The organism is Paenibacillus sp. NRS-1782, from assembly GCF_050467685.1.
GTDB classification, from domain to species: Bacteria; Bacillota; Bacilli; order Paenibacillales; family Paenibacillaceae; genus Paenibacillus; species Paenibacillus terrae_A.
This window is the reverse complement of record NZ_JBITPH010000004.1, coordinates 109,942-131,107: the sequence shown is the minus strand read 5'-3', so window position 1 is coordinate 131,107 and position 21,166 is coordinate 109,942. Positions and strand designations below refer to the sequence as shown.

Sequence of the window (21,166 nt, the reverse complement as noted above, 5' to 3'; positions counted from 1 at the left end):
TAAAAATAACCATTAGCCTGAGGTAACGGTTATTTTTAGGGCAGATGGATATAATCGAGAAGGGCCGGCCATAAAAATTCCCATAAAAAATACATTAGGGACTTGAAATTCAATCTCAAGTTGAGTATCATAAAGTTGGTTGTTAGCACTGACGAGTGTCGAGTGCTAATACATACAACATAACAACCGTATAACGGAATAAAACACTTAATAAGGAGGCTATTTTTTCATGATCAAACCTTTGGGTGAACGCGTATTGGTGGAAGCAATTGAGCAAGAACAAACGACTTCCTTCGGAATCGTACTTCCTGACTCTGCTAAGGAAAAGCCGCAAGAAGGCAAAATTATCGCGGTTGGCGCAGGCGCATTGAAAGACGGTGTCCGTATTCCTCTGGAAGTAAAAGAAGGCGACCGTGTAATCTTCTCTAAATACGCTGGAACGGAAATCAAATATGAAGGTAAAGAATATTTGATTATGAAAGAAAGCGATATCCACGCGATCATTGGTTAACCGGAATCCGGACAAGACCTGAATATAGGAATCGAACAAATCATTCATAATCCATGGGAGGTTTATCGCAAATGGCAAAAGACATTAAATTTAGTGAAGACGCTCGTCGCTCCATGCTTCGTGGGGTAGATGCATTGGCTAACGCTGTTAAAGTAACACTCGGACCGAAAGGCCGTAACGTTGTACTGGAGAAAAAATTCGGTAGCCCGCTCATCACCAATGACGGTGTAACGATTGCAAAAGAAATCGAGCTGGAAGACGCTTTCGAAAACATGGGCGCTCAACTGGTTAAAGAAGTAGCAACTAAAACCAACGATGTAGCTGGTGACGGTACGACAACCGCTACTGTTTTGGCTCAAGCCCTCATCACAGAAGGTTTGAAAAACGTAACTGCCGGTGCAAGTCCAATCGGTATCCGTAAAGGGATCGACAAAGCGGTTAAAGCAGCTGTTGCTGAACTGCAAGCGATCTCCAAGCCAATCGAAAGCAAACAATCCATTGCACAAGTAGCCGGTATTTCCGCTGCTGACGACGAAGTAGGCGAACTGATCGCTGAAGCTATGGAAAAAGTGGGCAAAGACGGTGTGATCACGGTTGAGGAATCCCGCGGTTTTGCAACAGAGCTGGAAGTGGTTGAAGGTATGCAGTTCGACCGTGGCTACATTTCCCCGTACATGATTACAGATACGGACAAAATGGAAGCTGTGCTGGACAATCCGTATATCCTGATCACAGACAAAAAAATCACGAACACACAAGAAATTTTGCCTTTGCTTGAGAAAATCGTACAACAAGGCAAACCACTCGTGCTGATCGCTGAAGACATCGAAGGCGAAGCGCTGGCTATGCTCGTTGTTAACAAACTGCGTGGTACATTCAACGCTGTGGCTGTTAAAGCTCCAGGCTTTGGTGACCGCCGTAAAGCAATGCTGCAAGATATCGCTGCCCTGACAGGCGGTCAAGTAATCACGGAAGAACTGGGTCTGGACCTGAAAACTGCTTCCGTAGATCAACTGGGTACAGCACGTCAAGTGCGTATCACAAAAGAAAATACGATTGTGGTTGACGGCGCTGGTAATAAAGCCGACATCGACGCTCGTGTTAGCCAAATCCGTACGCAACTGGAAGAAACGACTTCCGAGTTCGACAAAGAGAAACTGCAAGAGCGTCTGGCTAAATTGTCCGGCGGTGTAGCAGTTATCAAAGTCGGTGCGGCTACTGAAACAGAATTGAAAGAACGCAAACTGCGCATCGAAGATGCCCTGAACGCAACCCGTGCTGCGGTTGAAGAAGGTATCGTATCCGGTGGTGGTGTAGCGCTCCTGAACGTATACAGCGCTGTTGCAGCCGTTGAACTGCAAGGCGACGAGCAAACAGGCGTGAACATCGTATTGCGCGCTCTGGAAGCTCCAATCCGCACGATCGCTGCTAATGCGGGTGAAGAAGGCTCCGTAATCGTTGAGCGTCTGAAACGTGAAAAAGTTGGCGTAGGCTTTAACGCAGCTACTGGCGACTGGGTAAACATGATCGACGCTGGTATCGTTGACCCTGCAAAAGTAACTCGTTATGCACTGCAAAACGCTGCTTCCGTAGCAGCAATGTTCTTGACTACCGAAGCAGTTATCGCTGACAAGCCAGAACCAGAAAAGGCAGCAATGCCTGATATGGGCGGCATGGGTGGAATGGGCGGCATGATGTAATAGGGTGATGAACCCTTTATGCATCTAGGGTTTCTGTGAGTAGAATCCCTGATTGGCCACATTTTGTTAACGAAATGTTAACATTGCAGTAGAAAAAAAGGCTTCTCACGAGTTCAATTAACTTGTGGGAGGCCTTTTTACTTAATTTCCTTTTTACAGCTACTCTTCGAAAACACTCTTTAATCGCACTTTCAAATACATAGCACACCAAAAGCAGTAATGAAGTATCTCTGCAATCATATGAACTGTCTCCGGCCAGCTCAATGAGGATAACGCCTTGGAACACAGCGTACCAACGATAAGAATGGCTTCAAAAACTAATATGTCCATCAACAGCACAATGGCTGTTCGGGATTTGGTTCGTTGGAAGGGGTGGAGGGCTTTGAAATTCCAGGCCGTTGCAATTAGCTCCAGCATGATGATTCCCAGGGACATGCCGGCATATCCAAGACCGGGAATGGAAACTAAGGAATACAGAATGATGAAATTGATAAGGACTCCTGTTCCAAGGCCAATAAAGGGAGTTTTCTTTCGATTTTGTGCCCATAAGATGCTTGTTGTAATTTCCCGCAATCCGACGAGTAACGGTAACATCGCCAATGATTTAATAGGGATCTCAGCACTTTGTATACCAAAAACAAATAGGGAGATTTCTGAGGCATACTCAAAAATGAAAAAGCCTGAGGCTAGTCCCCACACCCATGCTACCTGAAGGGCGGTATGGCTTTTTTTGTTGAATAAGCTATACTCCTTATTTTGCCAATCCGCAGTTATTTTCATCGTGAGCGTATGTGTTAACGAGCCTGTAATCAGAGTAGGCATATAAGCGACGACAAGGGCGATACCTGTGACAATACCGAACATTTCCGCTGCTTCCTTGGAAGAAACCCCGGCAACCTGTAATCGTTGAGGGATGATGATCGCATCCATAAAGTCGGAAGCCGGGATAAGCAAGCGTGTAAGCGCAATAGCAAAGGAAGCTTGTACCACTAAAGGTAAATCTGCTCGACTTGATGGGGGGGATAAAGCTACAGAGGGACGATTGTACATAAAAAAAGCAGTAAGCACAGCAAAGGATAGCAACGCGCCTGAAAAAGTTCCCAGCACCGCTCCGCCTACAGCAAACTCGATGCCGGATTGAATAAATAGTGGCACTAGCCACATTAAAGTACCGATCCTGGCGGTTTGTTCTATGATTTCCGAGAGGGCAATTGCGGTGTATCTTTCAAGCCCTTGCAAATATCCGCGCAGTAGACTTAGCAAGGGAACGGTCAGTATAGCAGGGGAGAGGCATCGAATTACAAAATCGAGCTGTGGATAGCCGAGCAAATTAGCGATTGGCTTTGATAGCCAAAAGGTTAAGATACTGGATGCCAATCCTGTGAGAATCAGGAATATCGCAAAAACTTTGAATAACCGCCAGCCTCTTACAGTATGCTTAGCTGTAAACATACCCAAAGCTGTCGGCAATCCCCCTGAAATAATCATCAATATTAAGCTATAGAAGGAATAGGCAAGCTGATAAAGGCCCATTCCTTCAGCTCCAACAAGTCGTGTCATAAATACTTTTCCAACCAAACCGATGGCTTTTACAACAATCATCGCATTAGCTCTCACCATGGTTTGTTTTAAGATAAGAGGTAATTTCAAATCATTTTCCACCCCATTAGAAGCTGTCCACATTATTCCTATGACAGCAACCTCCGGGATATGAACAAGTCTTAAGGGGCGTGATGCTTAATCTTGTATATGAATCAACAAATATTTGGTGTTTTTATCCCACCCTAAATCGAAGGGAACTCTGAAACGGTCTGCGGTATGGGAGTTGACTAAGGGATAGCCGCTCTGATCAAATCCGACTACAACCGAGAAGTGGTCTACATCTCCTTGTAATACGTAAGCAATTAAATCACCTGGAAGCAACCGGGGCTTGTTGAGATGCTGTTGTCGTTCATTGACCGATTGGACAATATCGGAGAAGCTTCCTTGTCCTATAATCCTTCCATAACCGGAGCGTAACAGAAAATTTTTAAATGCGTCCGTTTGAACCCAGGCTTGGCTTCCACCGTTGCGATACAAGTAGTGCCACCCTGATTTCATAGGAAGCCCTCCGCCTTCCTCCTTGTCCCCGATCACTTGGGAGGAGAAGTTGGTACAATCGCCGCCTTTGGAGTTATAATCCAGGTATTTTTGATTATATCGCTGCCCATTACCTGCTCCCCATGTCGTTCCTGCATACTTGTTGGCATAGTCAACGGCGCGGGCCCTGTTGTATTTATGAATAACCCTTTTTGGTGTTGCCGGATCTTTATGGGGAGTAAAAAATAAGTCGGATTTTTGAATCTTTTTTGAATTCTCTTCCAGAGGATCTGAATACCATTCACGTTCCACGTACCAACGATTATCTTTTTTTCTCAGTGTCATGCCATGACGTGTTCCAATTCCAAAATCATGCCGACCGGGATAGCTGTCGATATACTCGTAGCTCAATTTCAAGGACTGAACAAGTGACACCTTTGCCGTATCGCCTAACACTATGGCCCGGGCTATCCGAATGGAGCTTTCTGCATTCACAAATTTTATTTTTCGAAGCTTGGCCCATTCATGAATATATTCGCCCCTGTTTACTTCATGAAGGTACGCATATTGGCTGCTTCGTTTATCTTTGAATAAGTAATAGTCTTCGATATGTGTTTTGTCCTGATCCATTAACAACCGGGTACGGTCAGCAAACAGTTCTTGAAGAAAGGGGGTAACGCTAGCCTGTTCAGCTGGATCGGCTTGTGCACGAAATAAAGAGAAGCTGTTAATTGGAATTATTATCAAGATCATGCACAGCAATTGTAATTTTCTGATCCTAAGCACAATTATTCATTCTCCTTGAAAATAATTGGGTTGTTTTTGGGAATTATTCTTGGTTTGACCGTAATTTTCTTACAAACTGAATTCATGTGTGTTAATTTCGTAAAGACGACCAGCCTTCCTTCATGCTCCTTCTTGCTTCGACTGTAGCGTCCGGCACAGGTAATCAAGTTTAAACGGTGTTCTTCTGTAGGGCCAAAAATCGTTTGAATCGGTGCTTCAGAGGTTAAGTAAAACTTTACCTCCTCCACAACGAACTGTAGCTTACAACCTTCATCGCCAGTCACATACACAAAATCCCCCCTTTTCAGTTTTTTAAGAGGATAAAAAACTGCCGGGCCCGTGTATGTATCAACATGACCATCCATAATTGCATTACCTGCCGCTCCTGGCAATATACCAGTAGATAAATAACCTACTCGATCCGTGTTGTCTGGAACGCCCATTTGACCATTTTTTAAGTAGGTTACCGGTTCTATAATCGAATGAATACGAACCGCAGGAATATCGATTTTACGTGGAATGCTCCCTTGGAAAGGTTTACTTTTAACCTGTAAGGGCTTCGTCGTTTTAGTTTGTTGAATTTCACGCTTAGCCGGGGTCTGGCTGGAGTTAGCATGGGAGCTACCTTGAGGTTTAGCCGAAGATGAACAGCTCGTACTACCCAGCAAAATCAATAGCACAATGATACGAATAATCCACTTATTGTTCATATGAAGAAAGAGAGAGGGTCAACAAGCTAACCCTCTCCTTTTACCCCTCCCTAATTCATTTGCTCGCTCGCGCCACCGAATCCTGTTTTTGGAAGTTTAGTAGCCTTTGCTTTTATACTTTTCGTATGAATGCCTTTTTCTCCAATCATTTTGGCAGGTGCAGCTTCACGCGCATGTAGCTTGTGGACTTTCTCATGTTTGCTCTTGGCGTGCAGCTTGTGTTCATGTTTCGAATGAGCCTTAACCTTATGTTGATGCATTTTGTGTTCATGCTTTTCCATTGCGGGTGCTGCAGATACCATTGATCCTGCTGACAGAAGTACAGCCAGGGACGCTACAGTCAATATTGCTTTTTTCATGTTATTGCCTCCTTGAGATAGTTGGTAATTCATAAATATATTTTCCTTAAGAAGAACGTTTTATGTAGCCAATGATTTCAAAGGAAAGGATTGGCTTGGAATTTATTTCTCATCCTTCATTTATTCACCTCAATAAGTCCTTCAGGAGTCTCGTGATTGGCAAGCAATTCGGATACGGTGACGAAGGTAAAGCCTCTTTTTTTCAGCTCAGGTAAAATGATTTTGAGGGCTTCAACGGTTTGTGTACTTTTATATACATAATCGTGCATGAGGACGATATCGCCATTGCGAGCATTACGAAGTACCTTATTGGCGATCCGTTGTACACCGGGTTTCCGCCAATCCAGGGTATCCTGATGCCAGGACCATAAAATTATTTTAAGCCCTTTTTCCTTAGATAGTTTGACGAGCGAGTCGGTATAGGAACCACCCGGTGGACGGAAAAGATGAGTTTCTCCCCCTGTTGCTTGAATAATGCTGGCTTGGCCCTGATCCATTTCAGACAGAGCTTTGTTTCGGGAAATATTATGGAAGGATGGATGGTGGAAAGTATGGTTGCCAACCTCATGGCCTTCTTTTCGTTCCCGTTTGACAATGTCAGGGAGTTTTTCTACACGGCTACCGACGACAAAGAAGGTCGCTTTGGCGTCATATTGCTTGAGTAAATCCAGAATAGCGGGCGTTTTGCTTTCATCCGGTCCGTCGTCGAATGTGAGGGCAATTACCTTGCGCTGGGTAGGAACTTCCCATACAATGTCGCCACGTTCTTCATAATAGGCTCTACCCTTTGTTGGTGCAGGGGAGGCATACGAGGCGGCCTCGGTATAGGGTGTGGCGCAAAAGCTGGCACAGAACAACGAAACAACGATACTTGCAGACAGTAATCGGTTATATTTCATTAGGCTTCTTCTCCGTTCTGACGTTTTCTCATATTAGCTTGCCAAGAAGGAGCACATACCATTCCTCGTTCCCCAAATTTATCTGCTTCTAATTCAGTTAAATTCCTGTCCAAAATGTAAAATAAATACGTAAAAACCTCCAGCTTCGTAATATGCCGAGGGTTCGGCTGTTCACGAATTTGGAGGTTTTTTGTTTTGGGACGAAATGGATCGAGTGTTAGCTCAGCAGTGTCACCACCAACAGATTGTACAGCACCAGCGGCAGAATGACATCTCTGTAGGCATAGGAACGATAGGGGGTAGGGATGCCTGGGGAGGGCGTGTGGTGCGGCTGAGGCACGCTCAAATACAAGTGATCCGCATCGATGTGGACAATTCTTCCTTCATACACATGATGATCCATTGTTTGAACCCGGAAGGTGTGATTGACGTAAGGATCCAACTGGTGATGCAGATGATCGCGGACCTTTTTGAGCTCTGTCTGAAATTCCGGTCTGGCCTGATATAAGGTTTGCGGATTGACAGTGTTGTACGGCATTCGCCTCTGACCTCCATACTCGTATAATGATGTATCGTATGCAGGAGTCTGTGCCATTGTGCGGCTACCCAGGTAATAAGAGTTTTACAAATGCATGAAACATTAACATTCTGCTCCAGCCCGTTTGATGTTCCCATTACATCAAAACGATACACTTACTGAGGTTGGTTTGAAAAGAAAGGGGCGCTCCTTTTTGGGTGAGCTTAACAAATCTATGGGACTCAGGACGAGGAGCCAGCAACAGGCTTCGTCTAAGGCTCGCATACGCACGGGGTCGCTAAAAATTCAGAGACTGCGTGAAAACGCGCTGGCGTATACGTTTTTGGCTCCATCGCTCATTTTGTTTGCTGTATTTATGTTTTACCCGATGATCAAGTCGGTTTATCTCAGCTTGCACTCTACAGATCCCGCAGGAAATGTTGCAGCTTATGTTGGGTTAGATAACTTTGCTACACTTTTCAGCTCGGGTCAATTCCTGCAAGGAATCAAGGTTACGCTCTTGTTTGCGCTGCTGACGGTGCCTGTAGGCATTTTACTGGCGCTGGTGCTGGCTGCACTCACACATAGCAAGCTGTGGGGGATGCGTATCTTCCAGTTCGCTTTTTCGCTGCCGATGGTGCTGTCGGTCGGCTCATCTGCGGTCATTTGGAAATTTCTTTTTCATCCGACACTGGGGATGTTTAACTACGTTCTGTCCCTGCTACATATCAATCCGGTTCCGTGGCTGACCAGCCCGGATTGGGCATTGTTCTCTGTAGCGATCATGACCATCTGGATGAATCTGGGCTTTAATTACATTATTTTATCAAGCGGACTTCAAGGGATTCCGGATGACATGTATGAGAGTGCGAAAATGGACGGGGCAGGCCCGTTGGTGACGTTCTGGCGAATTTCCATGCCGCTATTGTCGCCAACGATCTTCTTTGTAACGGTCGTATCCATTATTGGAGCTTTCCAGTCCTTTGCTCAAATTAACATTTTGACCAAGGGCGGTCCAGTGAACAGCACCAATGTGTTCGTGTATTCCATTTATCAGGAGGCCTTCGTTAATTTCCGATTCGGAACGGGTAGCGCACAGGCAATTGTACTGTTTGTCGTCATCCTGCTGCTTACGATGATCCAGTTCAAATGGGTGGAAAGAAAGGTGCATTACCAATGAAACGACAGCTTAATTCAACACTCGTGTACATGTTGCTTACGATTGCGGCTGCTTTGATTTTATATCCGGTTATTTATACGTTTTTTATGGCTGTCATGTCGCCAAAGGAAGCAAGCGCCTATCCACCGAGCTTTTTCCCGCATTCCTTTCATATGGCCAATTTTACCGACGTATTTGAAATCGTTCCGATTGCAGCGTTCATTGGTAACACCTTTCTCATTTCAGGCTTAACCATGATCGGTCAGTTGATTACAGCCAGCTTGGCGGCCTATGCCTTTGCCAAAATGGAATTCAAGGGGAAGAACTTCATTTTCAGCATGTTTGTCGCGACGATGATGATCCCGTGGGAAGTGACCATTATTCCAAACTACCTGACCGTACGTAGCTGGAATTGGCTGGATACCTATCAAGGGCTGACGGTTCCATTTTTGGCAACGGCATTCGGAACGTTCCTGCTACGACAATTTTTTCTCCAGCTTCCCAAGGAATTGTTCGAGGCGGCTCGTATGGACGGGTGTGGACATGTTCGTTACTTCCTGTTTCATGTACTTCCGCTATCACGTCCGGCGCTCGGAACACTGGCTGTATATTCGTTCCTGAACATGTACAATTCGTACCTGTGGCCGTTGTTGGTCACGAATAGCGAGAATATGCGCACAGTACAGATCGGAATTTCCATGCTCGAATTTCAGGAATCGACCTCATGGAACCTCGTGTTCGCGGGTACGGCCCTCGTTATTTTACCGTCACTGCTTCTGTTGATCTTTGGTCTGAAGCAGTTGGTGCGCGGGATGGCAGCGGGTGCGCTTAAAGGCTAAACAAGCCCACAAGTACAGTAACACCTGCGCAAGCAGCCTATATACAGAGCTTTATCACCAAAGAATATTGCAAGAAAATCTGTATGCGAGAATCATTTAATCAAAGGGAGAGAAGAGAGATTATGAGATTTTTTCGTCTGAAAAGTGCTTTGACCTTGCTTATCCTCACTGCAATCGTTGTTGCAGCAGGTTGTAGCAATAACACGACGGCTGAGAAGCCAAGCAACGGTAGTGATGCGGGAGCAGCAGCAGGTTCTCCGGTGAAGCTGACGTGGTGGCATTCCATGTCCGGTAACGGCGAAAAAGCGATCAAGCAAATCGCCGCTGACTTTAACGCCAGCCACAAGGACATTCAGGTAGAGCCAGTATACCAAGGCAAATATGATGACAGCTTGAACAAGCTGAAAGCGTCGCTTGGCTCCAACAGCGGCCCGGACATCATTCAGGTGTATGAAATCGGCAGTAAATTCATGATTGACTCCAAGATGATTACTCCTGTACAACAATTTATTGATGCAGACAAGTTCGATCTTTCGCAGCTTGAGCCTAATATTACGCGGTATTACACCATTGACGGTAAGCTGAATGCAATGCCATTTAATACATCGAATCCAATCTTGTACTATAACAAGGATGCTTTTAAAGCGGCGGGACTTGATCCGGCTAATCCTCCAAAAACCTATGATGAATTCGAAAAGGCTGCCAAAGCCTTGAGCAAGGACGGGAAATCCGGTGCCTCCATCGCTATCTATGGCTGGTTTATGGAGCAGTTGTTTGCTAATCAGAATGCGGATTATGTGAATAATGGCAACGGACGCAATCAGGCAGCAACGGAATCGCTGCTGAATTCGGATGCAGGTGTGAAAACCCTGACTTGGTGGAAGAAAATGATCGACGAAAAGGTTGTATCCAATCTGGGACGTAACTCCGATGATACTGCCAAAGCTTTTTCCGCAGGACAAATTGCCATGACACTGGATTCCACCGCTTCGCTGCGTAATATTGTGGAGCAGGTGGGCGATAAATTCGAGGTAGGCACTGGCTTTCTACCAAGAGCGAACGAAGCGAAAGAAGGCGGCGTGGTTGTAGGCGGCGCGAGCTTGTACATCATGAACAACAAGCCTGAAGCCCAGCAAAAAGCAGCGTGGGAGTTCATTAAATTCGTAGCTTCCCCGGCTGTACAGGCACAATGGAGTGTGAATACGGGGTACTTCCCAATCACCAAAGCAGCTTATGACGAGCAGGTACTCAAGGACAATATGGTGAAATACCCGCAATTCCAAACCGCTGTTGACCAATTGCACGCATCGGCGCAATCCATGGCTACGCAAGGCGCAGTGATGGGCGTATTCCCGGAAGCGCGTCAAATCGTAGAGGGTGCAATCGAGGCCGTCTTGAGCGGACAGCAACAGCCCAAACAGGCATTGGATCAAGCCGCACAAGAGATTACAGGCAAAATTGCGCAATACAATCAAACGGTAAAAAAATAATCGGCCTTCCCTTAAAATCGGCTGGTAAACTTAATACGAGACCCCTTTACCAGCCGATTTTATAAAATAACGGACCGAGTAAGTGACCCCCTCACTTGTTCGGTCTGTTTTTTGTATGTCTGAATTCTCCCATTTTTAGAACGTCCGTTTAGACGAACTGTCTAAAATTGTTTATTTTGTACATTTCCTATTGCTGGATAACTAAAAATAGGCTTATAATGAATACATATTTTTGTACTGGACGGTCAGTTCAAAAAAGGAGGAAGCATGAAAAACCAGACGAAGGAAATTATTTTTAATGGTGCGCTCAAGGCTTTTTCCGAGCGTGGCTTCAATGAAACCAATATGGAGGAAATCGCCAAGGTATGCGGCATTGCTAAAGGAACTCTGTATTACAACTTCAAAAATAAACAAGATCTGTACATTTATATTTTGAAGATGGGGATGGAGCGCTTTGTTCAGGATATCCGTGAAACCATGTCTCAGGTTCCGAAGGATCAGGTAGAAACGAGGATTCACAAGCTGATTCAAGTACACGTTGAGTTTATTGGAAGAGAGCCGGATTTTTGTCGTTTGCTAGTTAGCAAGGGATGGGTTTCGCAGGAGCAGCATTTTAATATCAGGCAGGTATTGGCTGACTATTTTGATTTTATGGAAGCGGAGATCGACTCTGGTAAGTTTTACGGGAAAATTTCGAGTAAGCTGGATGCGAAAACGACGGCAAATTGCTTATTTGGTATTTACATTTTTGCACCGATGCGATCCATGGTTTGGGGCGAAACGATGAACTTGCAGGTAGTTCGGGAGAGTATTGAAATTTTTGTTTGTAATGCGCTGGGTATGCATCATAAATAGACAGATGGAGTGATGAGAACATGAAAGCTAAAAAATATACGATTTACGCCGTACTTATTGTTTTAATCGCTATAGGGATTTATGCTTTGACCGCTTTTCAAAGGGGGGGGAGTAGCTTGTCTGCGGATCAGTCCTCTTCCATTCCAACAGCTTATGTAGAATCGGATACGCTCAATGCCAGCTTAAAGATGGCGGGACGTATTGATCAGATGCTCGTCAATGAGGGCGACAAGGTGAAAAAAGGGCAGGTGTTAGCCCATCTGGAAAGCCGTGAGCTGGAAGACAAGGTGAAACAGGCACAGGCGGCATTGCTGGCAGCCCAGAGTAATGTGTCCAAAGCGAAGGCTGGCGTATTGCAGGCTCAAGCGGGAGTGGGGCAGGCACAGGCTACCGTGAGTGCAGCTCAGGCCAAAAAGAGCCAGGGCACCACAGCAGTCGGCGTGACTGCACAGGCTTCCTCCAGTCAGATCGAACAGGCACAAGCGGCTGCGGCTGCGGCCAAAGCGAAGCTGGATGCCCTCAAGAGCGGCGCAAGACCGCAAGAGCTGGAGCAAGCACAAGTGAGTGTGAAGGCTGCCAAGGAAACGCTGGATTTGACCACTAAAAATCTGGAGCGTGCCAAAAAGCTTCAAGAAGCCGGGGCAGCAACCCAAGCCTCATTGGATCAAGCGACGTTGGACCATCAACAGGCGGAAGCCAAGTACAATTCAGCATCTCAGCAACTGAATATGGTACGCGAGGGAAGCCGCAAGGAAGAAATTACGGCGGCTGAAGCACAATACCGTCAGGCATTGGCTGCGGTGAAGGAAGCACAGGCAGGAGCAGGCAAGGTTACTTTGCAGCAGGAGGATGTCAAAGCCGCGCAGGCTTCGGTAGAACAGGCGCAATCTGCTGTAAAGGCGGCGCAATCCACGGTAGAGCAGGCACAGTCGACGGTTGCAGGTGCCCATGCACAGGTAGCACAGGCCGAAGCTGCCCTTCAGGAAGCTCAGACCTACTTGAGCTACACCACACTGCGCGCATCCCAGGATGGTATTGTAAAATCCAAATCGCTCAGCTTGGGTGAAATGGCCAGCGCAGGCTTCCCGGTCTATACGATTGAAACTTCGACTCAGCGTTGGGCTAAATTCTATGTGCCGGAAACATCTTTGAATGGTCTCCAGGCAGGGGATACTGTACAAGTTAAACTGCTGTCGGGCGGAAAGGAGCTGAAAGGTAAAGTCATTTTGCTGGAATCGGCTGCCGACTTCGCAATTCAAAAACCGAGCCAAAGCTCCGGTGATAAGGATGTCCGTTCCTTTGGCGTTAAAATAGCCTTGCCGGATCTTGCGGCTTCGGTTCCGACAGGCTCCACGGTTCTGTTTACAGGCAAAGGGGCGCAGTAATATGCAGGATCAGCAGGAAAGACTTCGTATCCGCGATGTATTTCGTGAGGAATGGCTGAGCATCTTCCGGGATCGACGCTTTTTGGCTATTCTGGTAATTACACCGATTGTATATACCATCTTGTTCGGCTTCCTGTATTCTCATCAGCGGATTACCGAGATGCCTGTCACGGTATATGATGGAGATAATTCTCAGCTCAGTCGCCAGATCATTCAGGCGTTCGATGCGACAGATTCGTTTGCCGTTACACGGCAGGCCACCAATCAGGAGGATGTGGTCCGTCAGGTGGAAACCGGGGAAGCCAAGGTAGGCATCGTCATTCCCGACAATTTCACCACCCGGCTTAAGCATGGGGAGAACCCGCCCGTGCTGACCCTGATTGACGGAAGTAACATGATGTATTCCAACAGCGCCAGCCGAATTGCCAATCAGGTCATTAGTAGCGTGAGCGCCGGGGTATCAGTCAATTCCATGAAGCAAAAGGGAATGAACGCCGATCAGGCCGCCTCGACGCTGAGTACCATCCCGTTCCGGTCCAGAGTGCTGTTCAACCCGGTATATGATTACAAGCTGTTCATGCCTCTCGGGGTCATTTCTGCGGCTCTCCAGCAGTGCTTGCTGCTCGGTATTGCTTTGTCCTGTACGCGGGATAAGGAAGCAGGGACTTGGGGGAGATTCGCCGCATGGAGAAATACTCCTTGGCGACTCGCTATTGCCAAGCTGACACCGTATTATGTGGCGGGAGCCTTTAATGTGCTGACTGTATTCAGTATTAGCGCCCTAAGCTTTGATATTCCGTTCAGGGGGCAGGTGCTGCCGCTGATTCTGGTGTCGCTGGCCTTTAACTTTGCCTTGTGCGGTTTAGGGTTCCTGTTCAGCCTCTTTTCCAAGACCAGAGTGGAAGCGACCCAAACCCTCATGCTGATTGCCGTTCCTTCCTTTATGCTGTCAGGCTATACGTGGCCGCTGGAAGCGATGCCCGGCTTCTTGCGGGGGGTTGCCGAAATATTGCCACTGACGTATTATCTGGATGCTGTACGGAATATCACGCTCAAAGGACTGGATATCACGTATGTCTTCAAGGATACGATTGCGTTGGGCGTTATTGGCTGTGTAAGTCTGCTGGTATCCTTCGCGATCTATCCGCTATTCTTTAGACAGCGTCAGACGGCAGACCAGCATGCCGATATATCAACGCAAGAGGGAGTTACACTTAAAGGATAAAAGGCTAAGAGTCACTAAATACGCATATTAAAAAGGCAGACCAGGTTTTTACTCCTGATCTGCCTTTCGGTTTTAAGTGTATATGGTATTGGCTGAATGAATTATTATTGCGTTTTTAAGTCTTCAATAGAATCAACGGGTACGTAGGATGGAACCACAAGCCCGGACATAACGCCAGTCATGCTGGTTCCGATGTCGTCCACCTGATTCTTGTACTTTGCCCAGTAATCGGCATGTGTCAGTGGAAGCCAGGCAGCAGCGGTAGCATCCACACTCCCGCCTGCAACGCCTGTCCACATGGGGCCGATCTCTACCTGAAGGGCAGCCACTTTGTAGCCTAAATTTTGCTCCAATACATATTTCAATACATTCGTACTGGCAATTTCAGAATCCCATGCAGCATAGCTTAGCTTTAAAGGATCGCCATGGACAGGCTGCAAGCCCTTGATCCATTCCTTTACCTTCTCAGGATGCTTGTCAGCCCAGCTCTTGGCAGCTTGTTGTGGAGCAGCACCGTCTTGAATGGCGATCATCACTTCACCCATATCCTCGGCAGTCCACTTGAAGCGGCTCAGAAATGCATAAGCAACAGGTGCATCCTGTTTCAAGCCTTTGCGGGCAATGGTATGAATTTCTTCCTTATCACCATAAGCCTTCTTAGGGTCCTTCAAGTATTTTAAATCATACTTGTTAAACATCCAGTGAGGGGTCCAGCCGGTTACAACGATGGGCTGCTTGGCCTTGATCGCCTTATCCAGTGTAGCTGTCATAGCAGCCCCGGAGCTTTCAAGCAGCTTCCAGTCAGACAAGTCATATTCCTTCATAGCTTTGGCAGTCAGCTTCATGAGACCGGCACCGGGGTCGGTACCGACAATACGGTATCCGACCTCCTTGCCAAAGTTCTCCGCAGCGGCAGAAGGAGCAGTCGAACCTGTTTCGTTGCCTTGTAAATCAGCTATAGATTTAACATTCATATAAGCTGGAACGACCAAGCCCGTTTTGACACCCGTCATATTAGCGCCGAGATCATCAAGCTTATCCTTGTATTTAGCCCAGTAATCTGCATGTGTCAGTGGCAGCCATGCCGCCGGAGAAGCATCCACATCACCACTGGCGACACCCGTCCACATTGGACCTGCTTCAACTTGCAACGCGGTTACTTTGTAGCCCAATTTGTTTTCCAAAATATATTTCAGCAAATTCGTGCTGGCAATTTCAGAATCCCAAGCCACATAACTGAGCTTGAAGATGTCACCATGGACAGGTTGCAGTCCTTGGGTCCATTCCTGCACCTTATCGGCATGCTTCTCAGCCCAATCCTTGGCAGCTTGCTCAGGACTGGTTCCGCCTTGAATAGCAACCATCATTTCACCCATATCTTCCGGTGTCCATTTGAACCGTTTCAGAAACTCGTAAGCGATAGGGGCGTTCTGTTGCAGCCCTTTACGGGCAATCGTATGAATACCCTCAGCCTCGCCATAAGATTTTTTAGGGTCTTCCAAATATTTGAGATCATACTTGTTGAACATCCAGTGTGGCGTCCAACCTGTAATAATGATCGGTTTTTTCGCTTTTATGGCTTTGTCCAGTGTTGCAGTCATCGCTGCACCGGAACCTTCTACCAGCTTCCAGTCGGACAAATTGTAGTCCTTTAACGCCTTGGCAGTTGATTTCATAATCCCTGCCCCGGCATCAATTCCAATAATCTTGTAACCGACTTCTTCGCCAACCGGGTTGGCAGAAGCGTTTCCTTTGCCAGATGCAGAAGGATTCGATCCAACAAAATATTGCGATGCGCCAGCGATCAGGATGACAGCGGTAACCGCAGAGGTAATCCATACCTTTTGCTTGGTGGATACGCGGCTTTTGCCTCTTTTGGCTGGTTTGAACAGGTTCTGCGTGAAACGGTCAAGCACGATAGCCAGAACAACGACAGCCAATCCGGCTTCAAAACCTTTACCAATTTGCAGCTGTGTCACGGCACGGTATACAACAGCACCGATTCCTTCTGCACCGATCATGGAAGCAATAACGACCATAGACAGTGAGAGCATAATTGTCTGATTAATACCAGCCATCAAGGTTGGCATCGCCAGCGGCAGTTGTACTTTGAACAGCTTTTGCGCCGAGGTTGAACCGAATGCGTCGGAGGCTTCGACCAATTCACCCGACACTTGCGTAATCCCCAAATTCGTCATGCGAATGGTTGGAGGGATCGCGAAGATAACAGATGCGATAACGCCTGGTACAACACCGAGGCTGAAAAAGGTAACCGCAGGCAGAAGATATACGAACGCAGGCATTGTCTGCATGAAATCAAGCAAAGGCGTAATAATGCGTGACGCCGTTTTGCTATATGCACACCAGATCCCGATCGGAATCCCGATGACAATGGATACGAGTGCGGATGTGATGACCAGCCCGAGCGTATTCATCGTTTCGCTCCAATAGCCGAGATTGTCAATTAGCAGGAAGCCAATGACGGTAAACAGCGTAAGCTGAACCCGGCCGATCATAAATGCGATAATTCCGATGATCACGATGAACACCAGAGGGTGCGGAAGCATGAACAGCCCAGAGAAAAAGCCTACAACAGCTTCAATGATAGAAGAGATAACATTAAACAATCCGGCCAGATGAATACCCATCCAGTCTACAATAGTCTGAATCCACTCAGCGATTGGCAGTTTCGGTATCAAGGGCATTCACCTCCTTCGTGGTGGTTACATCTCCGCCAAGTGCGCCCAACAAAGCTCCACGGACGATAACACCCAACAGCTTCTGTTTGTCATCGACCACAGCCAGAGGGACCTTGGCCGAGCTTGTAATTTCGAACAAATCATTAATGACCGTTTCAGCAGCAACCTGCGGTCCGTCCGTCATGAGAATATCTTCAATTTTCAAATTGTTGCGCAGCGCATGGACAGCATCTTCAGCATTGATAACGCCCAACAGCTTCTTGGTACGATCAATGACGAACAGATTGGAAATCCCGCGTTCACGCATCAATTCCAGAGCAACACGTGGACCGCGATCCATTGTGATCGTTTCTGGACGAAGCATAACATGAGCCGCCGTCAATACTTTGGACAGATCCACATCCTCGACGAAGCGGGCTACATAAGAGTTAGCCGGTTGGATCATAATTTCTTCCGGTGTACCGATCTGCACGACCGATCCGTCCCGCATCAATGCAATCCGGTCACCGATCCGTAGCGCTTCATCCAGGTCATGGGTGATAAACACAATCGTTTTCTTCATTTTATCTTGAAGCTCCAGCAGCTCATCCTGCATGTCACGGCGAATGAGGGGGTCCAGTGCGCTGAATGCTTCATCCATCAGAAGCACTTCAGGGTCATTAGCCAACGCCCGTGCCAGACCGACACGCTGCTGCATACCGCCACTCAGTTCATCGGGCATTTTATCGCCCCAGTTTTTAAGACCAACCAGTTCCAGCGCTTGTTGTGCTTTTTCCTGGCGTTTCGTTTTTTCTACCTTTTGTATTTCAAGGCCGTATTCTACATTTTCCAATACAGTCCGATGTGGGAACAGGGCGAATTTTTGAAAAACCATGCTGATGGTTTTACGGCGAACTTCGCGGAGTTGTTCTTTGTTCATCTTGCGGAGATCCTTGCCGTGGACCAGAATTTCACCGGAGGTAGGCTCAATCAAGCGATTTAGCATTCGCACTAAAGTGGACTTGCCACTGCCCGAAAGACCCATAATAACGAAAATTTCACCTTGCTTAATTTCCATGCTGGCCTTATTGACACCAACGGTAATTTGTTTTTCTTTGGCTAGCCTTTCCTTGCCCCAGCCTTGCTCCAGGAGCGGAACACCTTGCTCTGCGTGAGGACCAAAGAGTTTGCTGACATTTTTGACTTCCAAAATCGTCATACATACACCTCTTCTTTCTATACTTTGCTTGGTATTAACCCCGTATTGCATTAAGGATCAAGTATAAAAATCATTATTTTGAACATCCTGAACGGTTAATGACAAAATTAATTGTAACAGAAGCATTACTTACTTTTCAAACAAAAAAACTGTTCATAAAGTACGTACAGTAAAAACTGTACAAAGTTTCCTACCATATGCTCCTTCGTTCTTTAGAATGCTCAAACATCCGAAACTTTACAACCGATAGCTCTTTTTTTAAAATAGACAATGAAATATAACCATAAGCAAAAGATTTATGTATATCCATAATTTAAAAAGTTTACTATCATTAGCAATTTTGCGAATTATGATTTTGAACGACCCATGCTGTTGTAATATAGACAGGGGCTTTGCTTTTGAAACATTTCATTTTTTATTGAAAGATTTCATGTGTTGTGTCAAAGCCAATCGGTTACGGGTAAAAGTCGTTCATACGATCTTAGGCAAAATGCTCTAAAATTAGGAGGATGCAAGCATGAGCTTGTACCAGTTAGGTGATGAGCAGCAGGCTTCGCTGCAAAAAATTCGCAAACGTGTCATTGAAGCTATAGGTAAAAATATGGATTTGTATGGGATCACCCTGTCTGCGGGGCATTTGTACGGTTTGCTTTTTTTTGCGGATAAACCGATGACGCTGGACGAAATGGGCCGTGAAATGGAAATGAGCAAAACGAGCATGAGTACTGGAGTCCGAACGCTGTTGGATCTGAAAATGGTCAACAAGGTGTGGAGTAAAGGCTCGCGCAAGGATTTGTATGAAGTCGAATATGACTGGCATCAAACGTTCACAGACTTCTTTGCTATTAAATGGAGAAAAGCGGTTGAAACGAATTTGCTGGTGCTGCGCAAGGCCATTGAGGAGCTGAACAGATTGCTGGAGCAGGGCGGGGAATATGAGGAATTTAAGGCTGTTCTCCAGCAGGATCGTTTGAAAATGAAGCAGGCTGTTGCCTATTACAAGTGGCTGGACCGACTGATTGATTCGATGGAAAGCGAAGAAATATACAAGCTAATCCCGAAGGAAGAGGTTCGTGATTAATCGTTTATCCTCTTTTCTTTCCATAAAAATGCCGGAGCGTAAAAAGCGTTCCCGGCGTTTTTTTGTGTTTGGCTTTGTAAACTTTGGATTTGTTTTGTTCGATTTTGGTTTGGCCCTGCCTAAGGGTATAATAGAGTTAAAGGAGGCTTCATTATGGAGAGTATTACAATACATACCCGCCTGGGTCAGCTTCGTGGGGAAACGGTGAATGGATATCATGTATGGAAAGGCATCCCATATGCACAGCCTCCTGTGGGAGAATTGCGTTTTCACGCGCCTCAGCCTTTGAAGCCTTGGGAAGAAGTGCGGGATGCGACGAGCTTTGGACCGATCTGTCCGCAGCCTATGCCATCTGCTGAGAGTATGACCGGGAATCTGGTGGAACCGCCTGAGCAGTCAGAGGACTGCTTGTACCTGAACGTCTGGGTGCCCGCTTCGGAGGCACCTGCGAGGGGACGTCCGGTGATGGTGTGGATTCATGGCGGAGCTTTTGTAACAGGATCGGGAATGATTCCATTATATGACGGGGCACGGATGGCGGAAAATGGCGATGTTGTCGTCGTTACGCTCAATTATCGGCTCGGGCCGTTGGGCTTTTTGCACCTGACTCCGCGGGGTGACGGACTGACCTCTAATGCAGGGCTGCTGGATCAGATTGCTGCGCTGGAATGGGTCAGGGACCATATTGCCGCATTTGGCGGTAACCCGGACGAGGTGACGGTGTTCGGTGAATCGGCGGGCGCCATGAGCATTGCCGCGTTGTTGGCCATGCCAGCCGCTGAGGGCCTGTTCCAGCGTGCTATTTTACAAAGCGGAGCATCGCAGGTGCTGCCGACTTCACAGGCGGAGCAAGTCACGGCTGCATATCTCCAGCAGTTGGGGGTGGACACCCTGCATCCGGAACGATTGTTTACGCTACCGACGGAAGCGCTCATGCTTGCCATGGCCAAGACGCATGAAATGATCGGCTCGGGGCTGGCGATGCTTTATCAACCCGTTGTGGATGGTGTGACCTTACCAGAAGTACCCTTATCTGCGATTGCCAAAGGATCAGCCAAGCAGGTATCCGTTCTGATCGGAACGAATTTGCACGAGGGTGCCTATTTTATTCGCAAGGAATCCCATCTGATGAACAAGTCAATGGCGAGTCAGGCCTTGGAAATGATGACGGGCATGTCAGATGTTGGCGATTTGACGGAACCTTTCCCTGTTACGATTGAGGGGCAAGCGCAGATGCTGACCGATCTGTTCTTCTGGCGGCCTGCGCTGGCTCTAGCGGTTGCACAAGCAGTGTATGCCTCGGTGTGGATGTACCGTTTTGACTGGACGCTGCCGGGACATCCTGTATTCGGACAAGCGGTTCACGGCGCGGAAATTGCGTTTGTTTTTGATAATCTGGAGCTGCTAGGCAAGCTGGGGTTGGACGTTCATCCCTCTATGCGGACACTGGCTCACGATATGCAGCAGGCATGGGTTGCTTTTGCACGTGACGGAAAGCCTGTGCTGCCGGAAGGGGAATGGACGGTATACGACAGGGAATCGCGTGCTACGACCATTTTTCATCAAGGCATCTCGGTGCAGCATGACCCGGAAGGGGAAAAACGCCGCCAGTTGACCGGACAGATGAGGATCTGAGCCAATTATTGAGATGCCATCCAATAACCTAACATACTA

General features: G+C 47.1%; 18 protein-coding genes. 10 read left to right on the top strand and 8 right to left on the bottom strand.

Annotation, left to right across the window (positions count from 1 at the left end; translation table 11 throughout):
• The first annotated feature begins 229 nt into the window (after positions 1–229).
• Positions 230–511: a co-chaperone GroES gene (gene groES / locus ACIFQM_RS01520; RefSeq protein ID WP_014280320.1), complete on the top strand. Its 282-nt coding sequence runs from the start codon at positions 230–232 to the stop codon at positions 509–511.
• A 71-nt stretch (positions 512–582) separates the two neighbouring features.
• A complete protein-coding gene (gene groL, locus ACIFQM_RS01515; protein ID WP_025685232.1) occupies positions 583–2,211 on the top strand; it encodes a chaperonin GroEL in 1,629 nt (542 codons plus the stop codon).
• 159 nt (positions 2,212–2,370) lie between these two features.
• On the opposite strand, the gene ACIFQM_RS01510 is transcribed toward groL, so the two are convergent.
• The 6 genes from ACIFQM_RS01510 to ACIFQM_RS01485 form a co-directional block, all read right to left on the bottom strand.
• Positions 2,371–3,861 (bottom strand): oligosaccharide flippase family protein, encoded by a 1,491-nt coding sequence (locus ACIFQM_RS01510; RefSeq protein ID WP_430064918.1) that lies wholly within the window; start codon positions 3,859–3,861, stop codon positions 2,371–2,373.
• Positions 3,862–3,948: 87 nt separating this feature from the next.
• Positions 3,949–5,076 (bottom strand): amidase domain-containing protein, encoded by a 1,128-nt coding sequence (locus ACIFQM_RS01505; RefSeq protein WP_430039365.1) that lies wholly within the window; start codon positions 5,074–5,076, stop codon positions 3,949–3,951.
• 2 nt (positions 5,077–5,078) lie between these two features.
• On the bottom strand, positions 5,079–5,756 hold the full coding sequence (locus tag ACIFQM_RS01500) for a class F sortase (protein WP_430046657.1): 678 nt from the start codon (positions 5,754–5,756) through the stop codon (positions 5,079–5,081).
• Between the two features lie 80 nt (positions 5,757–5,836).
• A complete protein-coding gene (locus ACIFQM_RS01495; protein ID WP_430039368.1) occupies positions 5,837–6,145 on the bottom strand; it encodes a hypothetical protein in 309 nt (102 codons plus the stop codon).
• Between the two features lie 116 nt (positions 6,146–6,261).
• Complete coding sequence (locus tag ACIFQM_RS01490; protein WP_430039370.1) at positions 6,262–7,044, bottom strand: polysaccharide deacetylase family protein; 783 nt, start codon at positions 7,042–7,044, stop codon at positions 6,262–6,264.
• 217 nt (positions 7,045–7,261) lie between these two features.
• Entirely contained in the window at positions 7,262–7,582 is a 321-nt protein-coding gene (locus ACIFQM_RS01485; protein ID WP_430039372.1) for a hypothetical protein, read from the bottom strand.
• Between the two features lie 193 nt (positions 7,583–7,775).
• Between ACIFQM_RS01485 and ACIFQM_RS01480 the strand changes: the two genes are divergently transcribed.
• The 6 genes from ACIFQM_RS01480 to ACIFQM_RS01455 all read left to right on the top strand — a co-directional run bounded on the left by ACIFQM_RS01480 (position 7,776) and on the right by ACIFQM_RS01455 (position 14,514).
• A complete protein-coding gene (locus tag ACIFQM_RS01480) occupies positions 7,776–8,741 on the top strand; it encodes a carbohydrate ABC transporter permease (RefSeq protein WP_430039374.1) in 966 nt (321 codons plus the stop codon).
• On the top strand, positions 8,738–9,559 hold the full coding sequence (locus tag ACIFQM_RS01475) for a carbohydrate ABC transporter permease (protein WP_430039376.1): 822 nt from the start codon (positions 8,738–8,740) through the stop codon (positions 9,557–9,559). The genes ACIFQM_RS01480 and ACIFQM_RS01475 overlap by 4 nt, the downstream gene beginning before the upstream one ends.
• A gap of 122 nt (positions 9,560–9,681) precedes the next feature.
• Entirely contained in the window at positions 9,682–11,049 is a 1,368-nt protein-coding gene (locus tag ACIFQM_RS01470) for an ABC transporter substrate-binding protein (RefSeq protein ID WP_430039378.1), read from the top strand.
• 267 nt (positions 11,050–11,316) lie between these two features.
• Positions 11,317–11,904: a TetR/AcrR family transcriptional regulator gene (locus ACIFQM_RS01465; protein ID WP_283655035.1), complete on the top strand. Its 588-nt coding sequence runs from the start codon at positions 11,317–11,319 to the stop codon at positions 11,902–11,904.
• Between the two features lie 20 nt (positions 11,905–11,924).
• Positions 11,925–13,289, top strand: a complete 1,365-nt coding sequence (locus tag ACIFQM_RS01460; protein ID WP_430046660.1) for an HlyD family secretion protein — start codon at positions 11,925–11,927, stop codon at positions 13,287–13,289.
• Position 13,290: 1 nt separating this feature from the next.
• A complete protein-coding gene (locus ACIFQM_RS01455) occupies positions 13,291–14,514 on the top strand; it encodes an ABC transporter permease (RefSeq protein ID WP_430039382.1) in 1,224 nt (407 codons plus the stop codon).
• A gap of 104 nt (positions 14,515–14,618) precedes the next feature.
• Here ACIFQM_RS01455 and ACIFQM_RS01450 read toward each other — a convergent pair whose 3' ends face one another.
• Positions 14,619–17,213, bottom strand: coding sequence for a glycine betaine ABC transporter substrate-binding protein (locus ACIFQM_RS01450; RefSeq protein WP_430039384.1), 2,595 nt, complete (start codon positions 17,211–17,213; stop codon positions 14,619–14,621).
• The gene (locus tag ACIFQM_RS01445) at positions 17,188–18,411 is read right to left on the bottom strand and encodes a quaternary amine ABC transporter ATP-binding protein (protein WP_430039386.1); all 1,224 of its coding nucleotides are present in this window, start codon (positions 18,409–18,411) and stop codon (positions 17,188–17,190) included. Before ACIFQM_RS01445 ends, ACIFQM_RS01450 begins: the two co-directional genes overlap by 26 nt.
• A gap of 517 nt (positions 18,412–18,928) precedes the next feature.
• Between ACIFQM_RS01445 and ACIFQM_RS01440 the strand changes: the two genes are divergently transcribed.
• The gene (locus tag ACIFQM_RS01440; RefSeq protein ID WP_430039387.1) at positions 18,929–19,492 is read left to right on the top strand and encodes a GbsR/MarR family transcriptional regulator; all 564 of its coding nucleotides are present in this window, start codon (positions 18,929–18,931) and stop codon (positions 19,490–19,492) included.
• Positions 19,493–19,645: 153 nt separating this feature from the next.
• Positions 19,646–21,127, top strand: a complete 1,482-nt coding sequence (locus ACIFQM_RS01435) for a carboxylesterase/lipase family protein (RefSeq protein ID WP_430039389.1) — start codon at positions 19,646–19,648, stop codon at positions 21,125–21,127.
• Positions 21,128–21,166: the final 39 nt, after the last annotated feature.